This window comes from Stenotrophomonas sp. NRRL B-14846 (genome assembly GCF_050473585.1).
In the GTDB taxonomy this organism is placed as follows: Bacteria; Pseudomonadota; Gammaproteobacteria; order Xanthomonadales; family Xanthomonadaceae; genus Stenotrophomonas.
On sequence record NZ_JBFLUN010000023.1, the window covers coordinates 450,838 to 473,513 of the forward strand.

23 protein-coding genes are annotated in these 22,676 nt (G+C 68.1%); 9 read left to right on the plus strand and 14 right to left on the minus strand.

Annotated features, from left to right (window positions below; translation table 11 throughout):
- Positions 1-343: 343 nt before the first annotated feature.
- The 5 genes from AB1281_RS23855 to ahpC all read right to left on the minus strand — a co-directional run bounded on the left by AB1281_RS23855 (position 344) and on the right by ahpC (position 5,308).
- Positions 344-1,300, minus strand: a complete 957-nt coding sequence (locus AB1281_RS23855) for a transaldolase (protein ID WP_430347220.1) — start codon at positions 1,298-1,300, stop codon at positions 344-346.
- A 50-nt stretch (positions 1,301-1,350) separates the two neighbouring features.
- The gene (gene rnk, locus AB1281_RS23860; RefSeq protein WP_014036052.1) at positions 1,351-1,755 is read right to left on the minus strand and encodes a nucleoside diphosphate kinase regulator; all 405 of its coding nucleotides are present in this window, start codon (positions 1,753-1,755) and stop codon (positions 1,351-1,353) included.
- A 123-nt stretch (positions 1,756-1,878) separates the two neighbouring features.
- On the minus strand, positions 1,879-2,841 hold the full coding sequence (locus AB1281_RS23865; RefSeq protein ID WP_014646003.1) for a LysR substrate-binding domain-containing protein: 963 nt from the start codon (positions 2,839-2,841) through the stop codon (positions 1,879-1,881).
- A gap of 85 nt (positions 2,842-2,926) precedes the next feature.
- Entirely contained in the window at positions 2,927-4,519 is a 1,593-nt protein-coding gene (gene ahpF / locus AB1281_RS23870) for an alkyl hydroperoxide reductase subunit F (protein WP_430347221.1), read from the minus strand.
- A gap of 225 nt (positions 4,520-4,744) precedes the next feature.
- Complete coding sequence (gene ahpC / locus AB1281_RS23875) at positions 4,745-5,308, minus strand: alkyl hydroperoxide reductase subunit C (protein ID WP_014036055.1); 564 nt, start codon at positions 5,306-5,308, stop codon at positions 4,745-4,747.
- A gap of 322 nt (positions 5,309-5,630) precedes the next feature.
- Here ahpC and prmC point away from each other — a divergent pair, with 322 nt between their 5' ends.
- The gene (prmC, locus tag AB1281_RS23880) at positions 5,631-6,488 is read left to right on the plus strand and encodes a peptide chain release factor N(5)-glutamine methyltransferase (protein ID WP_430347222.1); all 858 of its coding nucleotides are present in this window, start codon (positions 5,631-5,633) and stop codon (positions 6,486-6,488) included.
- Positions 6,489-6,536: 48 nt separating this feature from the next.
- Complete coding sequence (gene pip / locus AB1281_RS23885; RefSeq protein ID WP_014036057.1) at positions 6,537-7,478, plus strand: prolyl aminopeptidase; 942 nt, start codon at positions 6,537-6,539, stop codon at positions 7,476-7,478.
- 197 nt (positions 7,479-7,675) lie between these two features.
- Here pip and AB1281_RS23890 read toward each other — a convergent pair whose 3' ends face one another.
- Positions 7,676-8,560 (minus strand): LysR family transcriptional regulator, encoded by an 885-nt coding sequence (locus AB1281_RS23890; RefSeq protein WP_430347236.1) that lies wholly within the window; start codon positions 8,558-8,560, stop codon positions 7,676-7,678.
- Positions 8,561-8,664: 104 nt separating this feature from the next.
- Between AB1281_RS23890 and AB1281_RS23895 the strand changes: the two genes are divergently transcribed.
- Positions 8,665-10,080, plus strand: a complete 1,416-nt coding sequence (locus AB1281_RS23895) for an MFS transporter (protein WP_430347223.1) — start codon at positions 8,665-8,667, stop codon at positions 10,078-10,080.
- A 76-nt stretch (positions 10,081-10,156) separates the two neighbouring features.
- Here AB1281_RS23895 and AB1281_RS23900 read toward each other — a convergent pair whose 3' ends face one another.
- The 4 genes from AB1281_RS23900 to AB1281_RS23915 are packed head-to-tail and all read right to left on the minus strand — an operon-like array spanning position 10,157 to position 13,026.
- Positions 10,157-10,954: an N-formylglutamate amidohydrolase gene (locus tag AB1281_RS23900; RefSeq protein ID WP_430347224.1), complete on the minus strand. Its 798-nt coding sequence runs from the start codon at positions 10,952-10,954 to the stop codon at positions 10,157-10,159.
- Entirely contained in the window at positions 10,947-11,501 is a 555-nt protein-coding gene (locus AB1281_RS23905; RefSeq protein WP_075675308.1) for an NUDIX hydrolase, read from the minus strand. The genes AB1281_RS23900 and AB1281_RS23905 overlap by 8 nt, the downstream gene beginning before the upstream one ends.
- Complete coding sequence (locus tag AB1281_RS23910; protein WP_049443153.1) at positions 11,498-12,448, minus strand: 5'-3' exonuclease H3TH domain-containing protein; 951 nt, start codon at positions 12,446-12,448, stop codon at positions 11,498-11,500. The genes AB1281_RS23905 and AB1281_RS23910 overlap by 4 nt, the downstream gene beginning before the upstream one ends.
- Positions 12,445-13,026: a nitroreductase family protein gene (locus tag AB1281_RS23915; RefSeq protein ID WP_135967851.1), complete on the minus strand. Its 582-nt coding sequence runs from the start codon at positions 13,024-13,026 to the stop codon at positions 12,445-12,447. The genes AB1281_RS23910 and AB1281_RS23915 overlap by 4 nt, the downstream gene beginning before the upstream one ends.
- A 331-nt stretch (positions 13,027-13,357) precedes the next feature.
- Between AB1281_RS23915 and AB1281_RS23920 the strand changes: the two genes are divergently transcribed.
- Together AB1281_RS23920 and AB1281_RS23925 are read left to right on the plus strand one after the other, a co-directional pair.
- Positions 13,358-15,679, plus strand: coding sequence for a DUF1631 domain-containing protein (locus AB1281_RS23920; protein ID WP_430347225.1), 2,322 nt, complete (start codon positions 13,358-13,360; stop codon positions 15,677-15,679).
- Positions 15,680-15,731: 52 nt separating this feature from the next.
- Positions 15,732-16,811, plus strand: coding sequence for an NAD(P) transhydrogenase subunit alpha (locus AB1281_RS23925; protein WP_075675305.1), 1,080 nt, complete (start codon positions 15,732-15,734; stop codon positions 16,809-16,811).
- A 120-nt stretch (positions 16,812-16,931) separates the two neighbouring features.
- Here AB1281_RS23925 and AB1281_RS23930 read toward each other — a convergent pair whose 3' ends face one another.
- The 3 genes from AB1281_RS23930 to AB1281_RS23940 are packed head-to-tail and all read right to left on the minus strand — an operon-like array spanning position 16,932 to position 18,304.
- Positions 16,932-17,393, minus strand: coding sequence for a DUF3106 domain-containing protein (locus AB1281_RS23930; protein WP_430347226.1), 462 nt, complete (start codon positions 17,391-17,393; stop codon positions 16,932-16,934).
- A 3-nt stretch (positions 17,394-17,396) separates the two neighbouring features.
- Positions 17,397-17,723: a hypothetical protein gene (locus AB1281_RS23935; RefSeq protein ID WP_014036067.1), complete on the minus strand. Its 327-nt coding sequence runs from the start codon at positions 17,721-17,723 to the stop codon at positions 17,397-17,399.
- Entirely contained in the window at positions 17,720-18,304 is a 585-nt protein-coding gene (locus AB1281_RS23940; protein WP_430347227.1) for an RNA polymerase sigma factor, read from the minus strand. The genes AB1281_RS23935 and AB1281_RS23940 overlap by 4 nt, the downstream gene beginning before the upstream one ends.
- Positions 18,305-18,401: 97 nt before the next feature.
- On the opposite strand from AB1281_RS23940, the gene AB1281_RS23945 reads away from it, so the two are divergent.
- A complete protein-coding gene (locus AB1281_RS23945; protein WP_005408173.1) occupies positions 18,402-18,722 on the plus strand; it encodes an NAD(P) transhydrogenase subunit alpha in 321 nt (106 codons plus the stop codon).
- On the plus strand, positions 18,719-20,179 hold the full coding sequence (locus AB1281_RS23950) for an NAD(P)(+) transhydrogenase (Re/Si-specific) subunit beta (protein ID WP_101764962.1): 1,461 nt from the start codon (positions 18,719-18,721) through the stop codon (positions 20,177-20,179). Before AB1281_RS23945 ends, AB1281_RS23950 begins: the two co-directional genes overlap by 4 nt.
- A gap of 85 nt (positions 20,180-20,264) precedes the next feature.
- Here AB1281_RS23950 and AB1281_RS23955 read toward each other — a convergent pair whose 3' ends face one another.
- Positions 20,265-20,684, minus strand: coding sequence for a hypothetical protein (locus AB1281_RS23955; RefSeq protein ID WP_430347228.1), 420 nt, complete (start codon positions 20,682-20,684; stop codon positions 20,265-20,267).
- Positions 20,685-20,806: 122 nt separating this feature from the next.
- Between AB1281_RS23955 and sufT the strand changes: the two genes are divergently transcribed.
- Together sufT and AB1281_RS23965 are read left to right on the plus strand one after the other, a co-directional pair.
- Complete coding sequence (gene sufT / locus AB1281_RS23960) at positions 20,807-21,358, plus strand: putative Fe-S cluster assembly protein SufT (RefSeq protein WP_005415385.1); 552 nt, start codon at positions 20,807-20,809, stop codon at positions 21,356-21,358.
- Positions 21,359-21,417: 59 nt separating this feature from the next.
- Positions 21,418-22,512, plus strand: a complete 1,095-nt coding sequence (locus AB1281_RS23965; protein ID WP_049443161.1) for a branched-chain amino acid aminotransferase — start codon at positions 21,418-21,420, stop codon at positions 22,510-22,512.
- Positions 22,513-22,676: the final 164 nt, after the last annotated feature.

Here is a 22,676-nt window from a genome sequence, read left to right on the forward strand (position 1 = left end):
CTGACGAACTGAAAGAAAACAAAGAGGACGCGGCTTTCGCCGCGTCCTTTCTGTTTGTATGCAGTGCTTCCTGTAGAGCGGAGCCATGCTCCGCTCCAAGCAAGCGAAGCGCGCGACCCGCTGTTGCTCTTCTTTCTTTCATCCGTGGCGGGCGGCCGCCGGAAACTGTCGAAGGCAGGGTGGGTAGGCCGTGCAGGGGCGTGAGCCGCATGGATGCGGCGACCGAGCTTACATGGACGTACTTGCAGCGTCCCCTGCACGGCCTACCCACCCTGCCAACCGCATGACCCGCTCTTCGCGGCCAAGCCCCCGCCACGAGGGGCTCAGCCGTTGGCCGGAATCCTCACAGTTCCGAACGAATGCGCTCGCGCAGCGCCTGCAGATCCTTGGCAAATGCATCGATACCGGTCGCCAGCTTCTCGGTGGCCATCGGATCGGCCGCCAGGTCGGCTGCGAACTTCGCCGCATCGATCGGGGTCACCGCCACGCCATCCGCCGCACCGGCCACCAGCTTGCGCGGCAGCTCGCCGTGGTCGGCGTCCAGCTTCTCCAGCAGGTCCGGCGAGATCGTCAGGCGGTCGCAGCCGGCCAGCGCTTCGATCTGCGCGGTCGAACGGAACGAAGCGCCCATCACCACCGTCGGCGAACCGCGGCGCTTGAATTCGGCGTACACGCCGCGCACGAACTTCACGCCCGGGTCTTCGTCGATGCTGTCCGGGGCCTGGCCGTTGGCAACGTACCAGTCCAGGATGCGGCCGACGAACGGCGAGATCAGGAACGCGCCGGCTTCGCTGCAGGCCAGCGCCTGGGTCGGGTTGAAGATCAGCGTCAGGTTGCAGTCGATGCCTTCAGCCTGCAGGATGCGCGCCGCTTCCACGCCTTCCCAGGTCGCGGCAATCTTGATCAGGATCTTCTCGCGCGGCACGCCGGCATCGGCGTACATCTGGATGAACTGGCGAGCCTTGGCCACGGTGGCGGCGGTGTCGTGGGCCTGGTCGGCGTCCACTTCGGTGGACACGCGGCCCGGCACCAGCGTGCTCAGCAGCGCGCCGACGCCGATGGTCAGGCGGTCGGCCACGGCGTGCACCACGGCTTCGCGGTCGCCCGCCTGCTGGCGGCCCCAGGCCAGTTCGCGTTCGATCAGCTCGGCGTAGACCGGCAGGTCCAGCGCCTTCTTCACCAGGGTCGGGTTGGTGGTGCAGTCCACCGGCTGCAGGCGCTTGATGGCGTCGTAGTCACCGGTATCGGCAACGACCACGGACAGTTCGCGCAGCTGGGACAGTTTGGACGGGGTACTCATTACGGCTCCTGGTGCAGGGGGATCGAATCGCGCGCGGTGCGCAGCGGTAATCAGGGGCGGTCGTTGTGGACCGCGGTCACGCGCAGGCGCAGCTTGCGGCCGCCGGGCGCGTTCCAGTCGATGCTCTGGCCGATGGCCAGGCCAAGCAGGGCACTGCCGACCGGGGCCAGCACGGACACCTTGCCTTCATCGACGTTGGCTTCGCGGGGGAAGACCAGGGTCAGGACGTGCTTCTCGCCCGACACTTCATCTTCGCACTCCACGCGCGAATGCATCATGACGATGCCTTCGGGAATCTGGTCCGGCGCCAGCACGGTGGCCCGGTTGAGTTCTTCAGCAAGCGCGAGCGCGGCAGGCGTCTGGCTCAGCGCAGGGGATTCGAGCATGGCGTCCAGGCGGTCCATGTCGAAGGTAGAAACGGTGATCGACGGCGGCAGGCCGCTGGCGGTGTTCATGGTGAAGCTCCTTGGTTGAAAGCCATGCAAAAGGCGGCACCTGCTGGCGCCGCCTGTCTGTATTGTGGGGACAAATGCGGCCGGAATCGACTCCTGCCGATTCCGGGCCGGTACTGCGGGGGCTCAGCCGTTCAGCGCGGGGCCGGGCAGGGCCGGTGCATCGCTGCCGGCATCGAGCGCCTCCAGGGTGAACAGCGCCTGCGGCAGGCGCTTGAACTGGTCGGCCAGCTCCATCAGGAAGTCGTTCATGGCCGAGCTGCGGCGCCAGATCATGGCGATGCGGCGGCTGGGACGGCCTTCGCCGGTGAAATCGAGCAGGCGGATGTTGTTCGAGCGCGGCACCGGCGGCTGCACCGACAGGCTCGGCAGCAGGGTGATGCCGACGTCGGCGGCGACCATCTGCCGCAGCGTTTCCAGGCTGGTGGCGCGGAACTCGGACTTCTCGTTGGCGCCGAACAGGCGGCAGACTTCCAGCGCCTGGTCGCGCAGGCAATGGCCGTCTTCCAGCAGCAGCAGCTTCTGCGTGGCCAGTTCCTGCACGTCCAGGTGTTCGCGGCGGGCCAGCGGGTGGCGTCCGGACACGGCCAGCAGGAACGGTTCCTCGAACAGGAATTCGGCATGCAGCTGGTCGTCGATCACCGGCAGGGCCAGCAACGCGGCGTCGAGCTTGCCTTCGCGCAGGCGGTCCAGCAGCACGTCGCTCTTTTCCTCGACCAGCAGCAGTTCCAGCTCCGGGAAGCGCTCGCGGATGCGCGGGATCACATGCGGCAGCAGGTACGGGCCGAGGGTCGGGAAGATCCCCAGGCGCACCGTACCGGCTTCCGGATCGCGGCTGCGTCGCGCCGCTTCCTTCAGCTGTTCCACTTCGGACACGATCACCCGCGCCCGTGCCGCCGCTTCCTGCCCGGCCGGGGTCAGCATCACCTTGCGCGGTGCGCGTTCCACCAGCGGCAGGCCCAGCTCTTCTTCCAGCTTGCGGATCTGCGTCGACAGCGTGGGCTGGCTGACGAAGCAGGAGGCGGCAGCCCGGCCGAAATGCTTGTGGTCGGCCAGGGCTACCAGGTACTTCAGATCACGTAGGTTCATCCTTACACCCCAGGGGTAACGGACCGGCTGACGGCGTGGTTACCCGACAGGCAGACAATGTTCCCGGTGATCTGGGAACGATGGATCAGGCTGCTTCAGCAACGGCACCGCTGCTGTTGCTCACCGACGAGCGGATCAGGTGGTCGAACGCGCTCAGTGCGGCGGTCGAACCGGCGCCCATGGCGATGATGATCTGCTTGTAGGGCACCGTCGTGCAATCGCCAGCAGCGAACACGCCCGGCAGGTTGGTCTGGCCGCGGTCGTCGATGACGACCTCGCCACGCGGCGACAGCGCCACCACATCCTTCAGCCACTCGGTGTTGGGCAGCAGGCCGATCTGCACGAAGATGCCTTCCAGCTCGACGCGGTGGGCATCGCCGCCGACGCGGTCCTTGTAGACCAGGCCGGTGACGCGGCTGCCGTCGCCCAGCACTTCGGTGGTCTGCGCGCTGGTCAGCACGGTGACGTTGCCCAGGCTGCGCAGCTTCTTCTGCAGCACTTCATCGGCGCGCAGGCTGGAATCGAACTCCAGCAGGGTTACATGCGACACGATGCCGGCCAGGTCGATGGCCGCTTCCACGCCGGAGTTGCCGCCGCCGATCACCGCCACGCGCTTGCCCTTGAACAGCGGGCCATCGCAATGCGGGCAGTAGGCCACGCCCTTGTTGCGGTACTGGTCTTCGCCCGGCACGTTCATCTGCCGCCAGCGCGCGCCGGTGGACAGGATCACCGAGCGCGACTTCAGCACCGCGCCGTTCTCCAGCTGCACCTGCACCAGGCCGTCTTCACCGGCCGGCACCAGCGCACTGGCGCGCTGCAGGTTCATGATGTCCACCTCGTACTCGCGCACGTGCTGTTCCAGCGCCGTGGCCAGCTTCGGGCCTTCGGTCTCCTTCACCGAGATGAAGTTCTCGATCGCCATCGTGTCCAGCACCTGGCCACCGAAACGCTCGGCGGCGATACCGGTGCGGATGCCCTTGCGTGCGGCATAGATCGCCGCTGCAGCGCCGGCCGGGCCACCGCCGACCACCAGCACGTCGAAAGCGTCCTTGGCGGCGATCTTCTCGGCATCGCGCTTGCTGGCATTGGTGTCCAGCTTGGCCACGATCTGCTCCAGGGTCATGCGGCCCTGGTCGAACACTTCACCGTTGAGGTACACGGTCGGCACCGACATGATCTCGCGCTGCTCGACTTCGTCCTGGAACAGGGCGCCGTCGATGGCCACGTGCTGGATGCGTGGGTTGAGCACCGCGGCCAGGTTCAGCGCCTGCACCACGTCCGGGCAGTTCTGGCAGGACAGCGAGAAGTAGGTTTCGAACTTGTATTCACCTTCCAGGTTCTGCACCTGCTCGATCAGCTCGGCGGTGGCCTTGGACGGATGGCCGCCGACCTGCAGCAGCGCCAGCACCAGCGAGGTGAACTCGTGGCCCATCGGCAGGCCGGCGAAGGTCAGGTGGATGTCCTGGCCCGGGGTGCCCAGGTCGAAGGACGGCACGCGGCCCTGGCCATCGCGCAGCACCTGCAGCGTGATCTTGTCCGACAGGCTTTCCAGGGTCTGCAGCAGTTCCAGCATTTCCTGCGACTTGGCGCCGTCGTCGGCGTGCGCGGTGATCTGGATCGGGCGGGTCACGCGCTCCAGATAGGTCTTCAGCTGCGACTGCAGGTTGGCGTCCAACATCGGGTCATCTCCTGGCTTCAGGCAAACAGGGGGCGTGGCACCGCTGTAGAAGGTAGCGGACCAGCAGGGGGTAGGGGTGAACCCAAGACAGCGACCGTGGAAGGGGCTGGCTGGCCAAGGCGGGCGAGCGTTGGCTGTCTTGGGTTCACCCCCACGCCGGCGGGGGGACCGGCACGGGGATGAAGGGCGCGCCGTGGCGTGGGGCCACGGCAGGCCGGTACTGCCTTAGATCTTGCCGACCAGGTCCAGCGACGGGGTCAGGGTCTTCTCGCCTTCCTTCCACTTGGCCGGGCAGACCTGGTTCGGGTTGGCGGCGGTGAACTGGGCAGCCTTCAGCTTGCGCAGGGTCTCGGCGACGTCACGGGCGATCTCGTTGGAGTGGATCTCCAGGGTCTTGATCACGCCTTCCGGGTTGATGATGAAGGTGCCGCGCAGGGCCAGGCCTTCTTCTTCAATGTGCACGCCGAAGGCGCGGGTCAGCTGGTGGGTCGGGTCGCCGACCAGCGGGAACTGGGCCTTGCCGACGGCCGGCGAGGTTTCGTGCCACACCTTGTGCGAGAAGTGGGTGTCGGTGGTGACGATGTAGACCTCGGCGCCGGCCTTCTTGAACTCGGCGTAGTGGTCAGCGGCGTCTTCGATCTCGGTCGGGCAGTTGAAGGTGAAGGCGGCCGGCATGAAGATCAGGACGGACCACTGGCCCTTCAGGCTGTTGTCGGAAACCTTGATGAACTCGCCATTGTGGTAAGCGTTGGCTTCGAACGGCTGGATCTGGGTGTTGATGAGGGACATCATTTTTCCTCTGGTGAAGGGGAGTGGGTGAATCGACAGGAGCTAGGTTACCGATTCGCTCGCGATAAGAACAATCCATTGATTGCATCTATTTGATAGATGCAGACTATCAAAAGCCGATGAGCAGGCACTGAACCCGGCCGCTTTCATCCTGCAACTGCCTGTGTGACAAGGAAAATCTTCCGGGACGGCTGAATGGGGCCGATAGCCCCTCCTTATCCCCTTCGACGGAACCTGAACGGATTGCAGCTTTCTGTAGCGTCGAGCCATGCTCGACTGCGCCAGAAGCAGCCGAGCATGGGCTCGGCTCTACAATTGCGGGATGTCTTTCCAACCCGAACCCTCCCTGCGCCAGGTCGTGGCCGAGGCCAGTGCCCGCCTCGGCGGTGTCGAAGCCCGCCACGAGGCCGAGCTGCTGCTGCTGCACGTGCTGGAACGCCCACGCAGCTGGCTGTTCGCGCATGCCACCGATCCGCTCGCCGCCGCCGACCAGGCCGCCTTCGAAGCGCTGTTGGCCCGCCGCGTAGCCGGCGAGCCGGTGGCCTACCTGACCGGCCGCCGCGGTTTCTGGACGCTGGACCTGGACGTCGACCCGGCCACGTTGATCCCGCGCCCGGAGACCGAACTGCTGGTCGAGCTGGCGCTGGAGCGCCTGCCGCAGGACCGTGCGCTGCGGCTGGCCGACCTGGGCACCGGCAGCGGCGCCATCGCGCTGGCGCTGGCCAGCGAGCGGCCACAGGCGCAGGTGCTGGCCACCGATGCCAGCCCGGGCGCGCTGGCCGTGGCCGCGCGCAATGCCGCCCGCCATGAACTGCGCAACGTCCGCTTCGCCGAGGGCGGGCACGACTGGTATGCGCCGCTGCAGGGCGCGCGGTTCGACCTGATCGCCAGCAACCCGCCGTACATCGCCAGCGACGACCCGCACCTGGCACAGGGCGACCTGCGCTTCGAACCAGCCACCGCACTGGCCTCCGGCGTGGACGGGCTGGATGACATCCGCCGCATCGTCGACGGCGGCCAGGCCCACCTGCTGCCCGGCGGTTGGCTGCTGATCGAGCATGGTTGGGACCAGGGCGCGGCGATCCGCGCGCTGTTCGACGCCGCGGGTTTTGCGGAGGTGCAGACCGTGCAGGACCTGGAGCAGCGCGACCGCATCACCCTGGGCCGGCGTCCGGCCTAGAATGGGGGTTCTCCTGCCCCGGCAGGGCATCACCCTGGAGCTGCAAGCATGCGTACGCTGTACCCCGCCATCACCCCCTACGACGTCGGTACCCTGAAGGTCGACGACCGCCACACGCTGTACTTCGAACAGTGCGGCAACCCGGACGGCAAGCCGGTGGTGATGCTGCACGGTGGCCCGGGTGGTGGTTGCAGCGACAAGATGCGCCAGTTCCACGACCCGTCCAAGTACCGCATCATCCTGTTCGACCAGCGCGGCGCCGGCCGTTCCACCCCGCACGCGGACCTGGTGGACAACACCACCTGGGACCTCGTCGCCGATATCGAGAAGCTGCGTGAGCATCTGAAGGTTGATCGCTGGCAGGTGTTCGGCGGCAGCTGGGGCTCGACCCTGGCGCTGGCCTATGCCGAGACCCACCCGCAGCGCGTGACCGAACTGGTCCTGCGCGGCATCTTCATGCTGCGCCGCTGGGAGCTGGAATGGTTCTACCAGGAAGGCGCCAACCGCCTGTTCCCGGATGCGTGGGAGCACTACCTGAAGCCGATTCCGGCCGTCGAGCGCCACGACCTGATCTCGGCCTTCCACCGCCGCCTGACCAGCGACGACGAAACCACCCGCCTGGAAGCGGCCAAGGCGTGGGCGGTGTGGGAAGGCGCGACCAGCTTCCTGCACGTCGATGATGACTTCATCAACAGCCACGAAGACCCGCACTTCGCCCTGGCCTTTGCCCGCATCGAGAACCACTACTTCGTCAACGGTGGTTTCTTCGAAGTGGAAGACCAGCTGCTGCGCGATGCGCACCGCATCGCCGACATCCCGGGCGTGATCGTGCACGGTCGTTACGACGTGGTCTGCCCGCTGGCCAACGCCTGGGACCTGACCAAGGTGTGGCCGAAGGCGAAGCTGGAGATCACCCCGGCCTCGGGCCACTCGGCGTTCGAAGCCGAAAACGTGGACGCACTGGTGCGCGCCACCGACAGTTTTGCTTGAGGCAAAACTATCCACGCATTCCACCTTATCCCCGCGCCTGTCGGCGCGCCCCCTTGAACAACAAGGGGGCTCTGCTCCAGACCGGGTTCGGTGCACTGATCAGTAGAGCCAGGCCACGCCTGGCTGCGGTAGTGCCGGCCGCTGGCTGGCAATCCTGAGACGGTTGGATTCCTGGAGGCGCCGGCCAGCGGCCGGCGCTACCACTCCCCGGCCAGCAACGCGTCGGCCAGCACCTGCAGCTTCGGCGAGTGCTGGCGCGACGGCGGGTAGATCAACGACAGCGCGCGGCTGCGGCCTTCGAAGGGCTGCAGCACGCGCTGCAGGCGGCCATCGGCCAGCGCGTCGGCCACCGCGAAATCCATCACCTGCACGATGCCGATGCCGGCGATGGCCGCTTCCACCAGCGGATCGCCGCTGTCGAACACCATCCGCGTCGGTGGGGTGAACTCGCGCAGGTGTCCGTCCTGCAGGAACTGCCAGTCCACCAGCCGGCCACTGCGCAGGTTGCGTACCGCGAGGCACGCGTGGTCCTGCAGTGCGGCCACATCGTCCGGTGCGCCACAGCGCGCCAGATAGGCGGGGCTGGCCACCGTCACCCAGCGCAGCGGACGCAGGGGGCGCGCGACGATGCGCTGGTCGGCGATGACGCCGGTGCGCAGCGCGGCATCGAAGCCTTCCTCGACCAGATCGACCAGGCGGTCGCTGAGCACGGCTTCCACCTGCAGCTGCGGATGCTGTTGCAGCAACGGCGCCAGCATCGGCACCAGCACCTTGCGTCCGAACATCGATGGCGCGCTGATCTTCAGGGTGCCCGCGGGCGTGCAGGGACGGTCGGCCAACTGGCGTTCGGCATCCTCGAAACCACACAGCAGGGGCGCGACCTGGTCGACGAACTGGCGGCCATCCGGGGTCAGCGCCACGTTGCGGGTGTTCCGCTGCAGCAGCTTCACCCCCAGCGTGGCCTCCAGCCGACCGATCGCGCGTGACAGGCCGGACTGGCTCAGGCCCAGCTGCCCGGCGGCCACCGTGAAACTGCGGGCTTCGGCAACCTGCACCAGCATGCGTACCGCATTGAGGTCCATCGAAGTTCCATTCATGCCGAAAATCATGACAGATATGGCTGGAAGGGGGTTTATTGATGGCTCCGCATCAATGAGACTGCGCTCCCCACCGCGCCAGACCGCCGATGCCTCCCCTCAAGTACCCGCGCTGGGCGCTGACCCTGTTGGCCACCGCCCAGCTGATCATCGCCCTGGACGCCACCATCATTTTCGTCGCCCTGCACGACATGGGCCGCGCGCTGCAGATCAACGCGCAGCAGCTGCAATGGGTGGTCAGTGCCTACACCGTGGCCTTCGGCGGCAGCCTGCTGCTGGGCGGGCGCGCCGCCGACCTGATCGGCCGCCGCCGCTTCTACCGGCTGGGCATGCTGCTGTTCGCGCTGGCGTCGCTGCTCGGTGCGTTGGCGCCGAATGCCACCCTGCTGATCATCGCGCGCGCGGCGCAGGGCGTCGGTGCCGCGTTGTTGTTCCCGGCCACGCTGGCGCTGATCAACACGCTGTACGCCGAAGGCCCGGTGCGTAACCGCGCGCTGGCGATCTGGAGCATGGCCAGCGCGGTCGGCCTGGCGCTGGGCACGCTGCTCGGTGGCGTGCTGACCCAGGCGTTCGGCTGGCCGGCGGTGCTGGCGGTGATCGTGCCGTTGGCCACGGCGTGTGCGGTCGCAGCCGGTGCATGGTTGCCGGCCGATGGCCCGCGCGTGCAGGGCCGTTCCTTCGATCTGGCCGGTTGCCTCACCGTCACCGCCGGCGGCAGCCTGCTGGTCACCACCCTGGTGCAGGGCCCGGAGTGGGGCTGGACGGCGCGGGCCACGCTCATCTGCCTGCTGCTTTCAGCCGTACTGTTGACGGTGTTCGTACAGATCGAAAAGCGCAGCCGTGACCCGCTGATGCAGTTCGCGCTGCTGCGCCTGCCTGGCCTGCGCGCGGCTCTCGGCCTGACCTTCGCCTTCATGAGCAGCTATGGCGTGCAGTACTACTTCCTGGCGCTCTACTTCCAGGATGGCTATGGCTGGAGCCCGCTGCAGGCCGGCCTGGCCTTCCTGCTGCCGACATTGGTGTGCACCTTCGGCATCCGCATTGCCGAACGCATGCTGCGGCGCCGTTCGCCACGGCAGGTGCTGGCCTGGGGCTTCGCGGCCGGTGCCATCGGCATCAGCGCGGTGGCGCTGGCGATGCCGCATGGCGCCAGCTATTGGCCGCTGCTGCCGGGCATCGTGGTGCTCAGCGTGGGCCAGGGCATGAGCTGGACGGCGATGTGGATCGTGGCCGGGCAGGGCGTGCCGGGGCCGCAGCAGGGTGTGGCGTCCGGCATGGCCGCCACCGCACAGCAGATCGGTGGTGCGTTGGGACTGGCGGTACTGGTGATGGTGGCCAACGCCGCGCGCGGCACGCAGGCGGCAACCAGTCCTGATGCGCTGCAGGGCATGGTCAATGCACAGTACGGCGCCGCGCTGTTCGCCGCGTTCGGCGTGGTGATCGCGCTGGGCCTGCGCCCGGCACCGGTAGCGGTAGTGCCGGCCGCTGGCCGGCAAACCCATTGATCTCACTACCCTGACGTTGCCGGCCAGCGGCCGGCACTACCGATCCTGGGTAGATCCACGCCATGCGTGGATCGGATCACGCCAAGGCCAGCAACTGCGGCTGCAACGCGGCGAAGATCCGCGCCAGCCGCTCCGCCCATGCCTGCTGCCCGGCGGCATCGGCGATCAGGTCCTGGCGGATTTCCAGTTCCACATGCACCAGGTTGCGCCCTTCGCCATGCACCGGCACCGCATAGTCGCTGGTACTGCTGACCGAATACGGTTCGTTGTCACCCACCACCAGGTCGCCTTCGTCGCGCAGTGCCTGCAGCAGTGCGTGCGCAAAGCGCGTGTCCTGGTGGTACAGCACGCCGGCATGCCACGGCCGCTGCATGCCGTTCATCGCCGGGGTGAAGCTGTGCATCATCACCAGCAGGGTGGGGCGGCCGGCTTCACGGCGGGCATCCAGTTCCGCGTCGATGCGTGCGTGGTACGGCGCGTGGATCGCATCGATGCGCTGCTGCCGCTGCGCCACTGACAGTCCGGCATTGCCCGGCACCACGGTGTGGTCGCTTACTTCCGGAATCAGCGTCGGCGAGGCCAGCGGACGGTTGCAGTCGATCAGCAGCCGCGAATAGGTCTGTTCGATCGCCCAGGCATCCAGACGTTCGGCCAGTGCACGGGTGGTGCCGGCAATGCCGATGTCCCAGCCGATATGGCGGTCCAGTTCGGCCTGCGGCAAGCCCAGGCCGGCGAGGGCACGCGGCACCTGCTGGCCGGCGTGGTCGGCCAGCAGCAGGAACGGCGAGGCGCCCTGCGGCTGGTGGACCGTGTAGAGCGCCGGATCGTCAGCGTCCAACAGCGCCGGCAGTGCGTGCAGGCCGGCGTCAGCCACGCGGGCGCCCGTCCAGGTGGTGCTCGATCATCCACAGGCCGGCCCACAGCTTGGCATCCAGCTCGTAGCCTTCGCCCATCTTCTGCACCAGCCACGCCGCTGCCTGCGCGCGCGGAATCTCGTGCACGGTGATGTCTTCGCTGTCATCGCCGCCACCTTCGCCGATCCGGCGCAGGCCGGTGGCACGCACGAAGGCAATCTTCTCGCTGCTGGCGCCGGAGGACGTCGGGCCGATCATCAGCACTTCGGCGTGGTCGGCGGTCCAGCCGGTTTCTTCTTCCAGCTCGCGCACGGCCGAGACTTCGATCGATTCGCCCGCATCGATGTCGCCGACCAGGCCGGCCGGCATTTCGATGGTGGGGGCCTGCAGCGGTACGCGGAACTGCTCGACGAACAGCACCTTGTCCTCCGGGGTGACGGCGATGATGATCGCGGCCAGGCCACCGGCATGGGTACGTTCGCTGTATTCCCAGGTGCCGCGCACCAGCATGCGCTGGTACTTGCCTTCATAGACGACGCGCGGGGCTTCGGTGTTGCGCTGGCTCATGCGGGCTCGCTGGAATTGGAAAAGGATGGAGTGGGAACGGGATCGGCCACGCCAGCGGCATCGAACAGCCGGCGGCGGGTCATCGGGCCGAAGCGCAGGGTCTGGCACAGGCCACCGAGCAGCTCCGGATCGGCTGCCTGGCGCAGCAGCCCGGGCTGGCTGCCCTCCAGCGGCGCGTCCAGCGCGATGGTGGTCAGCTGGCGCCAGAGCTGGGCGTGCTCGCGCTGTTCGCGCAGGCGCACTGCCATCTGTGCAGCGCCGCGCAGGCGCAGGAATGGCACTTCGTCCAGGCGTTCGTACAGCGCATCCATGCTGCCGAAGTGGGCCAGCAGCACGGCGGCGGACTTGCTGCCGACGCCACTGACACCCGGAATGTTGTCCACCGCATCGCCGCACAGCGCCAGGTAGTCGGCGATCTGGTGCGCGTGCACGCCGTGCCGCGCCTTCACGCCGGCCACGTCCCAGCGCTGGTTGCGGGCGTAGTCCCACTGTTCGTCGTGGTCGAGCAGCAACTGCGACAGGTCCTTGTCGGCGGAGATGATCACCCCGCGATGGCTGCCGCGGTGCACGTGCAGGGCGCTGCCGATCAGGTCGTCGGCCTCGTATTCGTGGTGGGCCAGCACCGCAAGGCCCAATGCCGCGCACAGGGCCTTGCAATGCACGAACTGGCGCTTGAGCGCTTCCGGCGCCGGATCACGATTGGCCTTGTAGGCCGGATACAGCCGGTGGCGGAAGCCGCTGTCGAGCGCTTCGTCGAAGGCGATGGCGATGTGCCGCGGGCGCTCGCGCTCCAGCAGGTCCAGCAGGAAGCGGGCGAAGCCGTGCACTGCATTGGTCGGCCAGCCCTGGGCGTCCTGGAACTGGTCCGGCAGCGAGTGCCAGGCGCGGAACACGTAGATGCTGGCGTCGACCAGGTACAGCGACGGCGGCGGAGCCGGCAGGGTCATGCCGGCGGCGTCCAGTCGCGCAGCAGGGCCGCCGGGTCGGGGCGCTCGCGTTCGGGGACGGCGGCCTTCGGCGTGCCGATATGGATGAAACCGGCAATGCCTTCGCCCTCGGACAGCCCCAGATAGGCGTGCACGGCCGGATCGAAGGCCATCCAGGCGGTCAGCCACTGCGCGCCGAAGCCCAGCGCCTGCGCGGCCTGCAGCAGGGCGAAGCAGACGCAGCCGGCGGTCATCAGCTGTTCCTGTTCGGGCACCTTCGGGTCCGGGCGCGGGCTGGCGACCACCACGATCACCAGCGGCGCATGGCTGAAACGCTGGCGGTCCTTCTCGAACACGGCCTCGCCGGCATGCGGGTCGCGCTGGCGGCTGCGTTCGGCCAGGAAGTCGCCCAGAGTGTGACGTGCATCGCCGGCGATTTTCAGGAAGCGGAACGGCACGCGCTTGCCGTGGTCGGGCACGCGCACCGCCGAGGCCAGCATCCGCTGCAGGGTGGCCGGGTCCGGTCCGGGCTCGCCCAGTTGCCGCGAGGGCACCGAGCGGCGGGCATCCAGGGCGAGCAGGGCAGCGGGGTCGGGCATGGAGTCTGAACCGGTCATCACGGGTGTTTGATTATAGTCGGGGTGGTCAATGACGCCGTCTGTGTCGCGTCCGGCCCCTGAATACCAAACTGTGATGAACATCATGCCACTGGCGGGAAACGGACAGCCGCTTCCCCTCGCCTCGTGGGCCTTGCACGGCTTACGATATCTGTCTTGCCGGGCCGCCGGTCATGAGGTTTGAAGTGAGGACTGTTTCACTGTCCGTGACGGGCTGGCCGGCCTACCATCGACGTTCCGGTACATGGGGTGTGCCGGTCGTCGCGATGTCCATGCTGTCTGTCGTACCAGAGAAGGTGGGGAGCCTTCCCGAATGATGAGCGTGCCCACACCGATGGGATCGCCGGGCCGTGACCCGGCCCAGCTCCAGCTTGCCCGGGACATGGTCCTGCCCGCGCTGTGCCAGGCCTTCGGGGCCGCACTGGCGCGTTTCGACGATGCCCTGTTCGACCGTGCCGGTAATGCCGGCTCGTCGCAGTTGCTGTTCCTGGACGCGATGCGCGAACTGCGCCGCCGCCGTGAGGACATCGCTGCGGCCTTTGCCGGCCACCTGCAGCTGGCCTGGGCCGCCTTGGCGGCCGGTGAGCCGCTGTCGGCCGAGGCGACCCTGTCGGGGCCGGCCGAGGATGGCCTGAGCCTGCTGGCCGAACACGTACTGGAATCGCGGTTGGCGGTGCGCAATTTCGCCACCGTGCTGCTGCGCGACTTCAAGCCGGTGCTGGCGCGGCTGGACCGTCGCCTGGGCCGGTTGATCGGCGGCGCGGAACTGGACGCCGACCACAATCCGATCAGCCCCGAACATCTGGGCGTGGCCATCCACGAGGCCTTTGCCGGCTGCGAGCTGGCCCCGGAAGTACATCTGGTGCTGATCAAGCTGTGCGAGCGCGACCTGCGCGCACCGGTCGGCCGCATCTACGAGAAGCTGGACGAGCAGCTGGCCGCGGCCGGGGTGATGTCGCAGATGGGGGCGCCGCAGCGCCCGCTGTCGGCCGCGCCGGACCCGCGCATGGCCGGGGTGCTGGATGATCTGGTCGAACAGCGGCAGGCTGCAGGCTTCGATTCCGGATTCAGCGACGACGAGCAGGCCGCACCGGCCTGGGCGCAGCGCTTTGCCGCGCGCTGGTCCGAGCGCCGCGGCCACATGCAGCAGCACCTGGGTGGCGAGGAAGGTGGCGCCGGCGAGGCCTACGCAGGCCAGCAGGGCATGCTGCTGGAAGCGCTGCACGAACTGCTGCAGCAGACCCGCCACGTGCGTGAGGACGCGACGTCGGCCGCGCAGGTGGCGATCGGCCAGCAGCGTCCGCTCAGCCAGCGCGAAATGATGTCGGTGCTGTCGCTGCTGCAGGCCACGCCCAGCGCGACGCTGCGTGCAGCCATCGGCGAGGACGGCGAATCGCTGGCGCAGCGGCTGAAGAGCGAAGTGCTGTCCAGCGCCACCCAGCTTGGCGTGGACCCTGGCCAGACCCGCCTGGACCCGCAGGACGAGGATGCGATCGACCTGGTCGGCATGCTGTTCGACGTGATGCTGGATGAGCGTGAGCTGGAAGGCCGCTCGCGCGAACTCATCGGCCGCCTGGTGGTGCCTTTCGTCAAGGTCGCCATGCTCGACCGCCGCATGTTCGTGCAGAAGACCCACCCGGCGCGCAAGCTGCTCAACTCGCTGGCCGAGGCCTGCGAGGGCAACACCGGCGAGAGCCAGGCCGAGCGCATGCTGATGGCCAAGGTCGAGGAGATCATCGAGCGCCTGGTGGCCGAGTTCAACGAGAACCTGGCGATCTTCCTGACCCTGGAAGAAGAATTCCGCGAGTTCCTGGTGCAGCATCGCCGCCGCGTGGAAATCGCCGAGCGCCGTGCCGCGGAAACGCAGCGCGGGCAGGAAAAGCTGGAAATGGCCCGCAGCCGGGCCAGTGCGGAACTGGATCGTCGCATCGGTGATGCCACCCTGCCGCCGGCCATTGCCGAATTCCTGCGCCAGCCCTGGCAGCACCACCTGACCCTGGCGCTGCTGCGCGAGGGCGAAGAAGGCGCGTCGGTGGCCGAGGCACTGAGCCTTGGCGACGGCCTGCTGGAGGAAGTGGCCGAGGCCCGCCGGCAGATCGTCGGCAAGCCGTGGCTGCAGGCCTGGCAGCCGGTGCTGGCCAAGGTGTTTGCCAGCGTCGGCGTGCACGGCGATGCGGCTACCGGGGCGATCGACGCCCTGCATGACACGTTGCAGGGCATCGCCGAGTCGCGGCCGGAACTGCAGCGCGCGCTGCCCGAGCTGCCGCAGGTCGCGCTGCCGGCGCCGCCGGTGGCTGAATCGCCAGCGGTGGAGCTCAGCGGGCAGATCGACGCCGACGATTTCGACAACGCCGATGCCGACCGATTCCGACGCATGGAAATCGGCAACTGGTTGGACTTCGTCGACAAGGACGGCAAGGTCCAGGCGGGCAAGCTGTCCTGGGTCAGCCCGATTTCCTCGCGCCTGCTGTTCGTCAACCGTCGCGGCGTGCGCTTCTGCGTGGCCTCGCCGGAAGAGCTGGCGGTGATGGTGCGGCTGGGCCGCCTGCGTGCCCACGTTGATGATGGGGCCTTCGACAGCGCCATGCAGGGCGTGATCGACCGCCTCGACCCGGGCAGCGCCACCCTGCACTGAGTGCGGGCTGCCTGCTAGGATCGGGAAAACTCACCGATCAGCGGGGACCTGCATGGCCGTGGCGTTGCTGGGGATCAAGGAGACCGCGCCGGGTGAACGGCGCGTGGCGTTGACGCCGGAAACCGCGCGCAAGCTCGGTGCCCTCGGCATTACGGTCTGGTACGAGGCCGGCGCCGGGCTGGCCGCTGGCTTCACCGATGCCGCCTATGACGATGCCGGCGCACGTGCCTTCGATGCGGGCCGCTGGTCCGAGATCGATATCCTGCTGTGCGTGCAGGCGCCTCCTGCGACGGTGCTGGAGCAGCTCAGGCCCGGTGCCAGCGTGGTCGGCCTGCTGGCCCCGGCCAACGATCCGGCGCTGGCCTCGCTGGCGGCCGATGATCGCCTGCAGCTGTTCCCGCTGCAGCAGCTGCCGCGCACCACCCGTGCGCAGGCGATGGATGTACTCAGTTCGCAGGCCGGCATGGCCGGCTACAAGGCCGCGCTGATCGCCGCCGAACGCGCGCCGCGCTTCTTCCCGATGCTGACCACCGCCGCCGGCACCGTGCGGCCAGCCAAGGTGCTGGTGATCGGTGCTGGCGTGGCAGGCCTGCAGGCCATCGCCACCGCACGTCGTCTCGGTGCACAGGTGGAAGGTTTCGACGTGCGCCCGGAAACCCGCGAGCAGATCCAGTCACTGGGCGCGCGCTTCCTCGACCTCGGGGTGAGCGCGGCGGGCGAGGGCGGCTATGCGCGCGCGCTGACCGACGAGGAGCGCGCCGAGCAGCAGCGTCGGCTGGCCGACCACCTGCGCAGCGTGGACGTGGTGATCTGCACGGCTGCGGTGCCGGGCCGCCCGGCGCCGACCATCGTGACCGCCGCAATGGTGGAGGGCATGGCCACCGGCAGCGTGATCGTCGATCTGGCGGCCGAAAGTGGCGGCAACTGCGCGCTGACCCAGCCGGGGCAGTGCATCGAACACCAGGGCGTGACCATCGATGGCCCGCTGGGCCTGGCCAGTCGCGGCGCGACCCAGGCCAGTGAGATGTATGCGCGCAACCTGCTCAACTTCGTTGCGCTGTTCGTGCGCGAGGGGCAGCTCGGTTTCGACTGGGACGACGAGCTGCTGGCGAAGACGCGCTGGCAGGCGTGAGTGACACGGGGTCAGATCCCTTTGCCTCTGGCAAAGGGATCTGACCCCGAACTCCCGGAATCTGCCAGGGGTCGGATCCCTTTGCGTCAGCAAAGGGCTCTGACCCCGTTCCCCGGGGCCTTACCGCGGCTTTGCCGGCGGCGGGTTGTCGCGCACCCAGTCCTTGCGTTGTTCCGGCGTCATCTGAGACCAGCGCTCGCGCAGCGCGTCGCGCTGTGCCGGCGGCATGTTGCGCATCTGCCCGAACAGGGCGCGGGCCTGCTCGCGCTGTTCCGGGCTCATGTGCTCGAAGCGGCGCAGGCCGCGGCGGGCCTTGTCGCGCTCCTCCGGGCTCATCGATTGCCAGCGCTGGCCATGCGAGAGCATGCGCTGGCGCTGGCCGGCATCGGCACTGTTCCAGCGGTCGCGCAGCGGCGCCAGCAGGGACTCGCGCTGGGATTCGCTCAGCTGCTCCCACGCTGGCAGCGGCGCGGCCGGTGCGGAACGTGCGGCAGGGGCAGGCGTGGCGTTCTGCGCCAGTGCCGGGACGGCCGGCAGCAGTGCCAGGGTCAACAACAGTGGCAGGGTAGGCAGTCGGGACATGATTCACTCCATCGCCAGGTCGGTATCGCCCAGCCACAGGTACAGATCGGGATTCTCGTCGTAGAGCGCGCCGTTGTCTTCCACTGAAGCAAGCACGGGGGCCGGCGCCGGGCCCGCAAGCGTGCCATGGCCGGTGAACTGCAGGCCAATGCCCAGTGCCACGACCAGTGAACAGGCGCTGGCCAGCCACCAGCGCCAGCGTCCGCGATGGGCGGCCGTGGCGCCGTGGCGCGCCAGGCGCAGCCGTGCCAGCGTGGCCGGCGACAGCGCCTGCAGCGACTGCGCGTGCAGGCTGCGCAGGGTGTCATCGGAAGGCAGGGAGCGGTTCACGGGTGGGTCTCCAGATAGTCCTGCAGCGCCTGCCGGGCGCGTGCCAGATGGGTTTTTACCGCGCCTTCGCTGCAGCCCATGGCGCGGGCAGTGGTGGCCCCGTCCAGGTCCTGCAGCACGCGCAGGGTGAAGGCTTCGCGCTGGCGGGCGGGCAGGGTGCGCAACGCGTCCACCAGCTGCTGGTACTGCTGGCGCTGCTCATGCGCCTGTGCCGGGTCCGGGCCGGGGTCGGCCCAGTCGATCTCGCCGCCTTCCGCGTCCTGGTTGTCGCGCCAGAACGGCAGGCGGAAGCGGCGCCGGCGCTGCACGTCGATCACCCGGCGGCGCAGGATGCTCCAGAACAGCGGCGCCCATTCGGCGGCCGGCTTGTCGGCGTAATCCAGCATGCGCAGCAGCGCATCCTGCACCGCATCCATGGCGTCTTCGCGCTGGCGCAGGCCGGCCTCGGCGAAGCGGAACGCTCGCGGGCCGACGCTGGCCAGGAACGCTTCCAGCGATGCCGGCAGGGCATCGGTCTCGGCGCTCGGGGAGAGGGGGCTGCTCACCAGCACAGGGTACGGTTCCTCGCTCGGGGTCACCATCGGCAACGCGTGAGCGCCGCCGCGGTTGACGCCGGGTGCGCACGGGTTCAGCCCGTGGTTATGATGGGGCGACGAAGACAGAGCGGGAGCGTTGCCAGTGAGTGACGGGTTCGTGGCGCTGTACATCTTCATGCTGGCGGCCATCGCCGGCCACGTGATCATTTCGCGGGTGCCGGTGATCCTGCACACCCCGCTGATGTCGGGCTCCAACTTCATCCACGGCATCGTGCTGATCGGTGCGATGGTGGTGCTGGGGCATGCGCAGACGCCGCTGGAGAAGGCGCTGGGCTTCCTCGCCGTGGTGCTCGGTGCCGGCAATGCCGCCGGTGGCTACGTGGTCACCGCGCGCATGCTGGAGATGTTCAAGCCGAGCGCGCCCAAGGGCGGCAAGGACGAACCGAAGGAGCCGCAGGCTTGAACATCAGCACCGTCGAACTGCTCGACTGGCTGGTCAAGGCCAGCTACCTCGTCGCCGCCACGCTGTTCCTGCTGGGCCTGCAGCGCATGGCCTCGCCACTGACCGCGCGCAGCGGCATCCGCTGGGCCGGGCTGGGCATGCTGCTGGCCACCGCGGCGACCTTCTTCCTGCCCGAACTGCACAACGTGCCGCTGATCCTGGTGGCACTGCTGCTGGGCGCGGGCCTGGCCTGGTGGTCGGCCGGCAAGGTCGCCATCACCGACATGCCGCAGATGGTGGCGCTGTACAACGGCATGGGCGGTGGCTCGGCGGCGGCGATCGGTGCGGTGGAACTGCTGCGCTATGCCTTCCTGGCCAACCGCGATACCAGCCACTGGAGTGCGCAGGCGCTGGCCGACCTGGCTGCACGCCAACCGTCGGGCACGGTACTGCTGCTGGCGGTGGTCGGTGCGGCGATCGGTGCGGTGTCGCTGTCCGGTTCGGTGATCGCCTGGGCCAAGCTCGATGGCCGCCTCGACAAGCGCGTGACCTGGCCCGGCCAGCAGGTGATGAACCTGGTGGTGGCACTGGCGGTGGTGGTGCTGGCGATCATCGCGGCCAGCACGCTCGACACCTGGGCGATCGTGGCCTTCTTCGTGCTGGCGCTGGCACTGGGCGTGCTGATGACGTTGCCGATCGGTGGCGCCGACATGCCGGTGGTGATCTCGCTGTACAACGCATTCACCGGCCTGGCGGTGTCGTTCGAAGGCTACGTGCTGGGCAACGAGGCGCTGATCATCGCCGGCATGATGGTCGGCGCGGCCGGCATCCTGCTGACCCGGCTGATGGCCAAGGCGATGAACCGGCCGATCCGCAACGTGCTGTTCTCCAACTTCGGCGGCGGCGCCGGCGGGGAAGCGCAGGCGATCACCGGCGCGCAGAAGCCGATTGAAGCCTCGGACGTCGCGGCGATGATGGCCTACGCCGAACGCGTGGTGATCGTGCCGGGATACGGCATGGCCGTGGCCCAGGCCCAGCACAAGATCTGGGAGCTGGCGCAGCGGCTGGGCCAGCGCGGGGTGAAGGTGAAGTTCGCCATCCACCCGGTCGCCGGGCGCATGCCCGGGCACATGAACGTACTGCTGGCCGAAGCCGGCGTGCCCTACGACCTGATCGCCGACATGGATGACATCAACCCGGAGTTCGCCAACACCGACGTGGTGCTGGTGATCGGTGCCAACGACGTGGTCAATCCGGTCGCGCGTACTGATCCGGCCAGCCCGATCTACGGGATGCCGGTGCTGGACGTGGTCAATGCGCGCAACGTGGTGGTGATCAAGCGCGGCAAGGGCACCGGCTTCGCCGGTATCGAGAATGCGCTGTTCTACGCTGACAATACCCGCATGCTGTATGGCGACGGCGCCGAAGCGGCAGCCTCGCTGGTGAGCGAGCTGAAGGCGCTCGACGGCGGGCATTGAGGAGACCGGGGTCGGATCCCTTTCCACAGGAAAGGGCTCTGACCCCGAAACCGTTCCGATCCACGCGTGGCGTGGATCTACGCGCTCAGCGCGCCAGCCAGGCGCCTACGGCCACGGCCACGGCCAGCCACAGCCATTCCATCGCGCCGTTGGCCAGGGTGATCAGGGTCCAGGCCAGGTGCGGGCCCATCCGCGAGGTGGCGTCCCACAGGTCCAGGCCGATCGAGCCGCCCATCCAGGCGCTGGCGATGGCCCAGTTGGCCACGGCGGCCACCAGCAGGGTGCCCAGCACGACCAGGGCGATGCGCAACCGGCCCGGGCCCAGTGTGCCCAGGCGCAGCATGAACACCAGTTCCAGGGCGGACACTACCGCCATCCAGCCGACCTGTCGGCCGGTCATCAGCGCCAGGACCATCCAGGCGAGGGGAGCAACAAGCAGACCCAGCAACAGCATGAGGGGCCAGAGCCAGGTGACGGTCCTGGCACGCGCGGCATTGGAGGACATCGAAGCTCCCTGAAGATCACCCACAGGATACTGTGGTTTGCCGCAGTGCACCGGCGGTGCCGGGGCGGCTGGGCTAGAATGCCGTCTTGCGTGGCCCCGGCCACGGCCCCATATCGGTCCCCATGTATTCCCGTAGCAGCGAACCTGTCCACTTCGAACGCGATTGCGAGGCCGTGATGGTCCCGCAGGGCGATACCGTGACCCTGCCTGCCGGCAGCTATGGGTACATCACCCAGGCGCTGGGCGGCAGTTATTCGGTGTTCGTCGAGGGCAACCTGTTCCGCATCGCCGGCAAGGACGGCGACGCCATCGGCAAGGAGGCGCCGGCACCGCTCGAGCTGCCGGCCGACGCCACCGATGAGCAGGTGGAACAGCTGGTGTGGCAGCAGCTGCGCACCTGCTTCGACCCGGAAATTCCGGTCAACATCGTTGAACTGGGCCTGGTCTATGAAGTCGAGATCAAGCACCTGGACGAAGGCAAGCGCGAGATCGACGTGAAGATGACCCTGACCGCCCCGGGCTGCGGCATGGGCGAGATCCTGGTCGACGACGTGCGCAGCAAGCTCGAAATGATCCCGACGGTGGCCGAGGCCGACGTCGACCTGGTGTTCGACCCGCCGTGGAACCAGCACATGATGTCCGAGGCGGCGCGGCTCGAGACCGGCATGCTTTGACCCAGGGCCCGCAGTGACGCGGGCCCGGCACTACCCGCAACCAGAACAGGAATCCTCCGGTGTCCCAGTCCATTCCCAGCTTCGCCGTCACCCGTTCGGACCACCCGCGCAGCGCTGAAGAGCGCGCCAAGATCCTGGAGAAGCCGGGCTTCGGCCTGCACTTCACCGATCACATGGTGGAAGTGCGCTGGGACAAGGATGCCGGCTGGCACAACGCCAACGTGCGCGCCTACGGCCCGCTGCAGCTGGACCCGGCCGCGGCCGTGCTGCACTACGGCCAGGAAATCTTCGAAGGCATCAAGGCCTACCGCCACGCCGACGGTTCGATCTGGACCTTCCGCCCCGACGCCAACGGCCGTCGCCTGCAGCGTTCGGCGCAGCGCCTGGCGCTGCCGGAACTGCCGGTGGAGATCTTCGTCGAATCGCTGAAGCAGCTGATTGCCGTCGACAGCGCCTGGGTGCCGTCGGCCGATGAGTCGAGCCTGTACTTCCGTCCGTTCATGATCGGCGACGAAGCCTTCCTCGGCGTGCGTGGCGCGCACAAGGCCGGCTACTACGTCATCGCCAGCCCGGCCGGCCCGTACTTCGCCAAGGGCGTCGCTCCGGTGTCGATCTGGCTGTCGACGGAGTACGCACGTGCGGCCAAGGGCGGCACCGGTGCGGCCAAGTGCGGTGGCAACTACGCCGCCTCGCTGCTGCCGCAGCAGAAGGCACAGGCACAGGGCTGCTCGCAGGTGCTGTTCCTTGACCCGGTCGAGGGCAAGTACCTGGAAGAACTGGGCGGCATGAACGTGTTCCTGGTCTACAAGGACGGCACGCTGGTCACCCCGGAACTGTCCGGCAGCATCCTCGAGGGCATCACCCGCGAGAGCATCCTGCAGTTGGCGCGCGACCGTGGCATGAAGGTCGAAGAGCGCAAGGTCAGCATCGACGAGTGGAAGGACGGCGTGGCCTCCGGTGCGATCAGCGAAGTGTTTGCCTGTGGCACCGCGGCAGTGGTCACCCCGATCGGCCAGCTGAAGGGCGAGGGCTTCTCGGTGGGCGACATCAACGCGCCGGCCGGCGAAGTGACCATGTCGCTGCGCAAGGAACTGACCGACATCCAGTACGGCCGCCTGCCGGACCGCCACAACTGGCTGGTCAAGCTGGGCTGATCGCCCGCACTGAACTGTAGCGTCGAGCCATGCTCGACGGCTCTTCCGGAAAGCCCGTCCCTGTGACGGGCTTTCTGCGTTGTGGGGCCGCCAGATCGCTACAGGGGAGTGCTTGACGCAAATAGGTTTGCAATGCAAACTAAATTCAAGCGATCCCGATGGAG

Excerpts from the sequence above, each read along its gene's own strand:
- AB1281_RS23890 (WP_430347236.1), bottom strand. The coding sequence starts at position 8,560 with ATGGACCTCAATGCGGTACGCATGCTGGTGCAGGTTGCCGAAGCCCGC.
- AB1281_RS23920 (WP_430347225.1), top strand. The coding sequence starts at position 13,358 with ATGATGAGCGTGCCCACACCGATGGGATCGCCGGGCCGTGACCCGGCC.
- pip (WP_014036057.1), top strand. The coding sequence starts at position 6,537 with ATGCGTACGCTGTACCCCGCCATCACCCCCTACGACGTCGGTACCCTG.
- ahpF (WP_430347221.1), bottom strand. The coding sequence starts at position 4,519 with ATGTTGGACGCCAACCTGCAGTCGCAGCTGAAGACCTATCTGGAGCGC.
- AB1281_RS23930 (WP_430347226.1), bottom strand. The coding sequence starts at position 17,393 with ATGTCCCGACTGCCTACCCTGCCACTGTTGTTGACCCTGGCACTGCTG.
- prmC (WP_430347222.1), top strand. The coding sequence starts at position 5,631 with ATGTCTTTCCAACCCGAACCCTCCCTGCGCCAGGTCGTGGCCGAGGCC.
- AB1281_RS23905 (WP_075675308.1), bottom strand. The coding sequence starts at position 11,501 with ATGAGCCAGCGCAACACCGAAGCCCCGCGCGTCGTCTATGAAGGCAAG.
- AB1281_RS23955 (WP_430347228.1), bottom strand. The coding sequence starts at position 20,684 with ATGTCCTCCAATGCCGCGCGTGCCAGGACCGTCACCTGGCTCTGGCCC.
- sufT (WP_005415385.1), top strand. The coding sequence starts at position 20,807 with ATGTATTCCCGTAGCAGCGAACCTGTCCACTTCGAACGCGATTGCGAG.
- AB1281_RS23865 (WP_014646003.1), bottom strand. The coding sequence starts at position 2,841 with ATGAACCTACGTGATCTGAAGTACCTGGTAGCCCTGGCCGACCACAAG.
- rnk (WP_014036052.1), bottom strand. The coding sequence starts at position 1,755 with ATGAACACCGCCAGCGGCCTGCCGCCGTCGATCACCGTTTCTACCTTC.
- AB1281_RS23940 (WP_430347227.1), bottom strand. The coding sequence starts at position 18,304 with ATGGTGACCCCGAGCGAGGAACCGTACCCTGTGCTGGTGAGCAGCCCC.
- AB1281_RS23910 (WP_049443153.1), bottom strand. The coding sequence starts at position 12,448 with ATGACCCTGCCGGCTCCGCCGCCGTCGCTGTACCTGGTCGACGCCAGC.
- AB1281_RS23915 (WP_135967851.1), bottom strand. The coding sequence starts at position 13,026 with ATGCCCGACCCCGCTGCCCTGCTCGCCCTGGATGCCCGCCGCTCGGTG.
- AB1281_RS23925 (WP_075675305.1), top strand. The coding sequence starts at position 15,732 with ATGGCCGTGGCGTTGCTGGGGATCAAGGAGACCGCGCCGGGTGAACGG.
- AB1281_RS23895 (WP_430347223.1), top strand. The coding sequence starts at position 8,665 with ATGCCTCCCCTCAAGTACCCGCGCTGGGCGCTGACCCTGTTGGCCACC.
- ahpC (WP_014036055.1), bottom strand. The coding sequence starts at position 5,308 with ATGTCCCTCATCAACACCCAGATCCAGCCGTTCGAAGCCAACGCTTAC.
- AB1281_RS23855 (WP_430347220.1), bottom strand. The coding sequence starts at position 1,300 with ATGAGTACCCCGTCCAAACTGTCCCAGCTGCGCGAACTGTCCGTGGTC.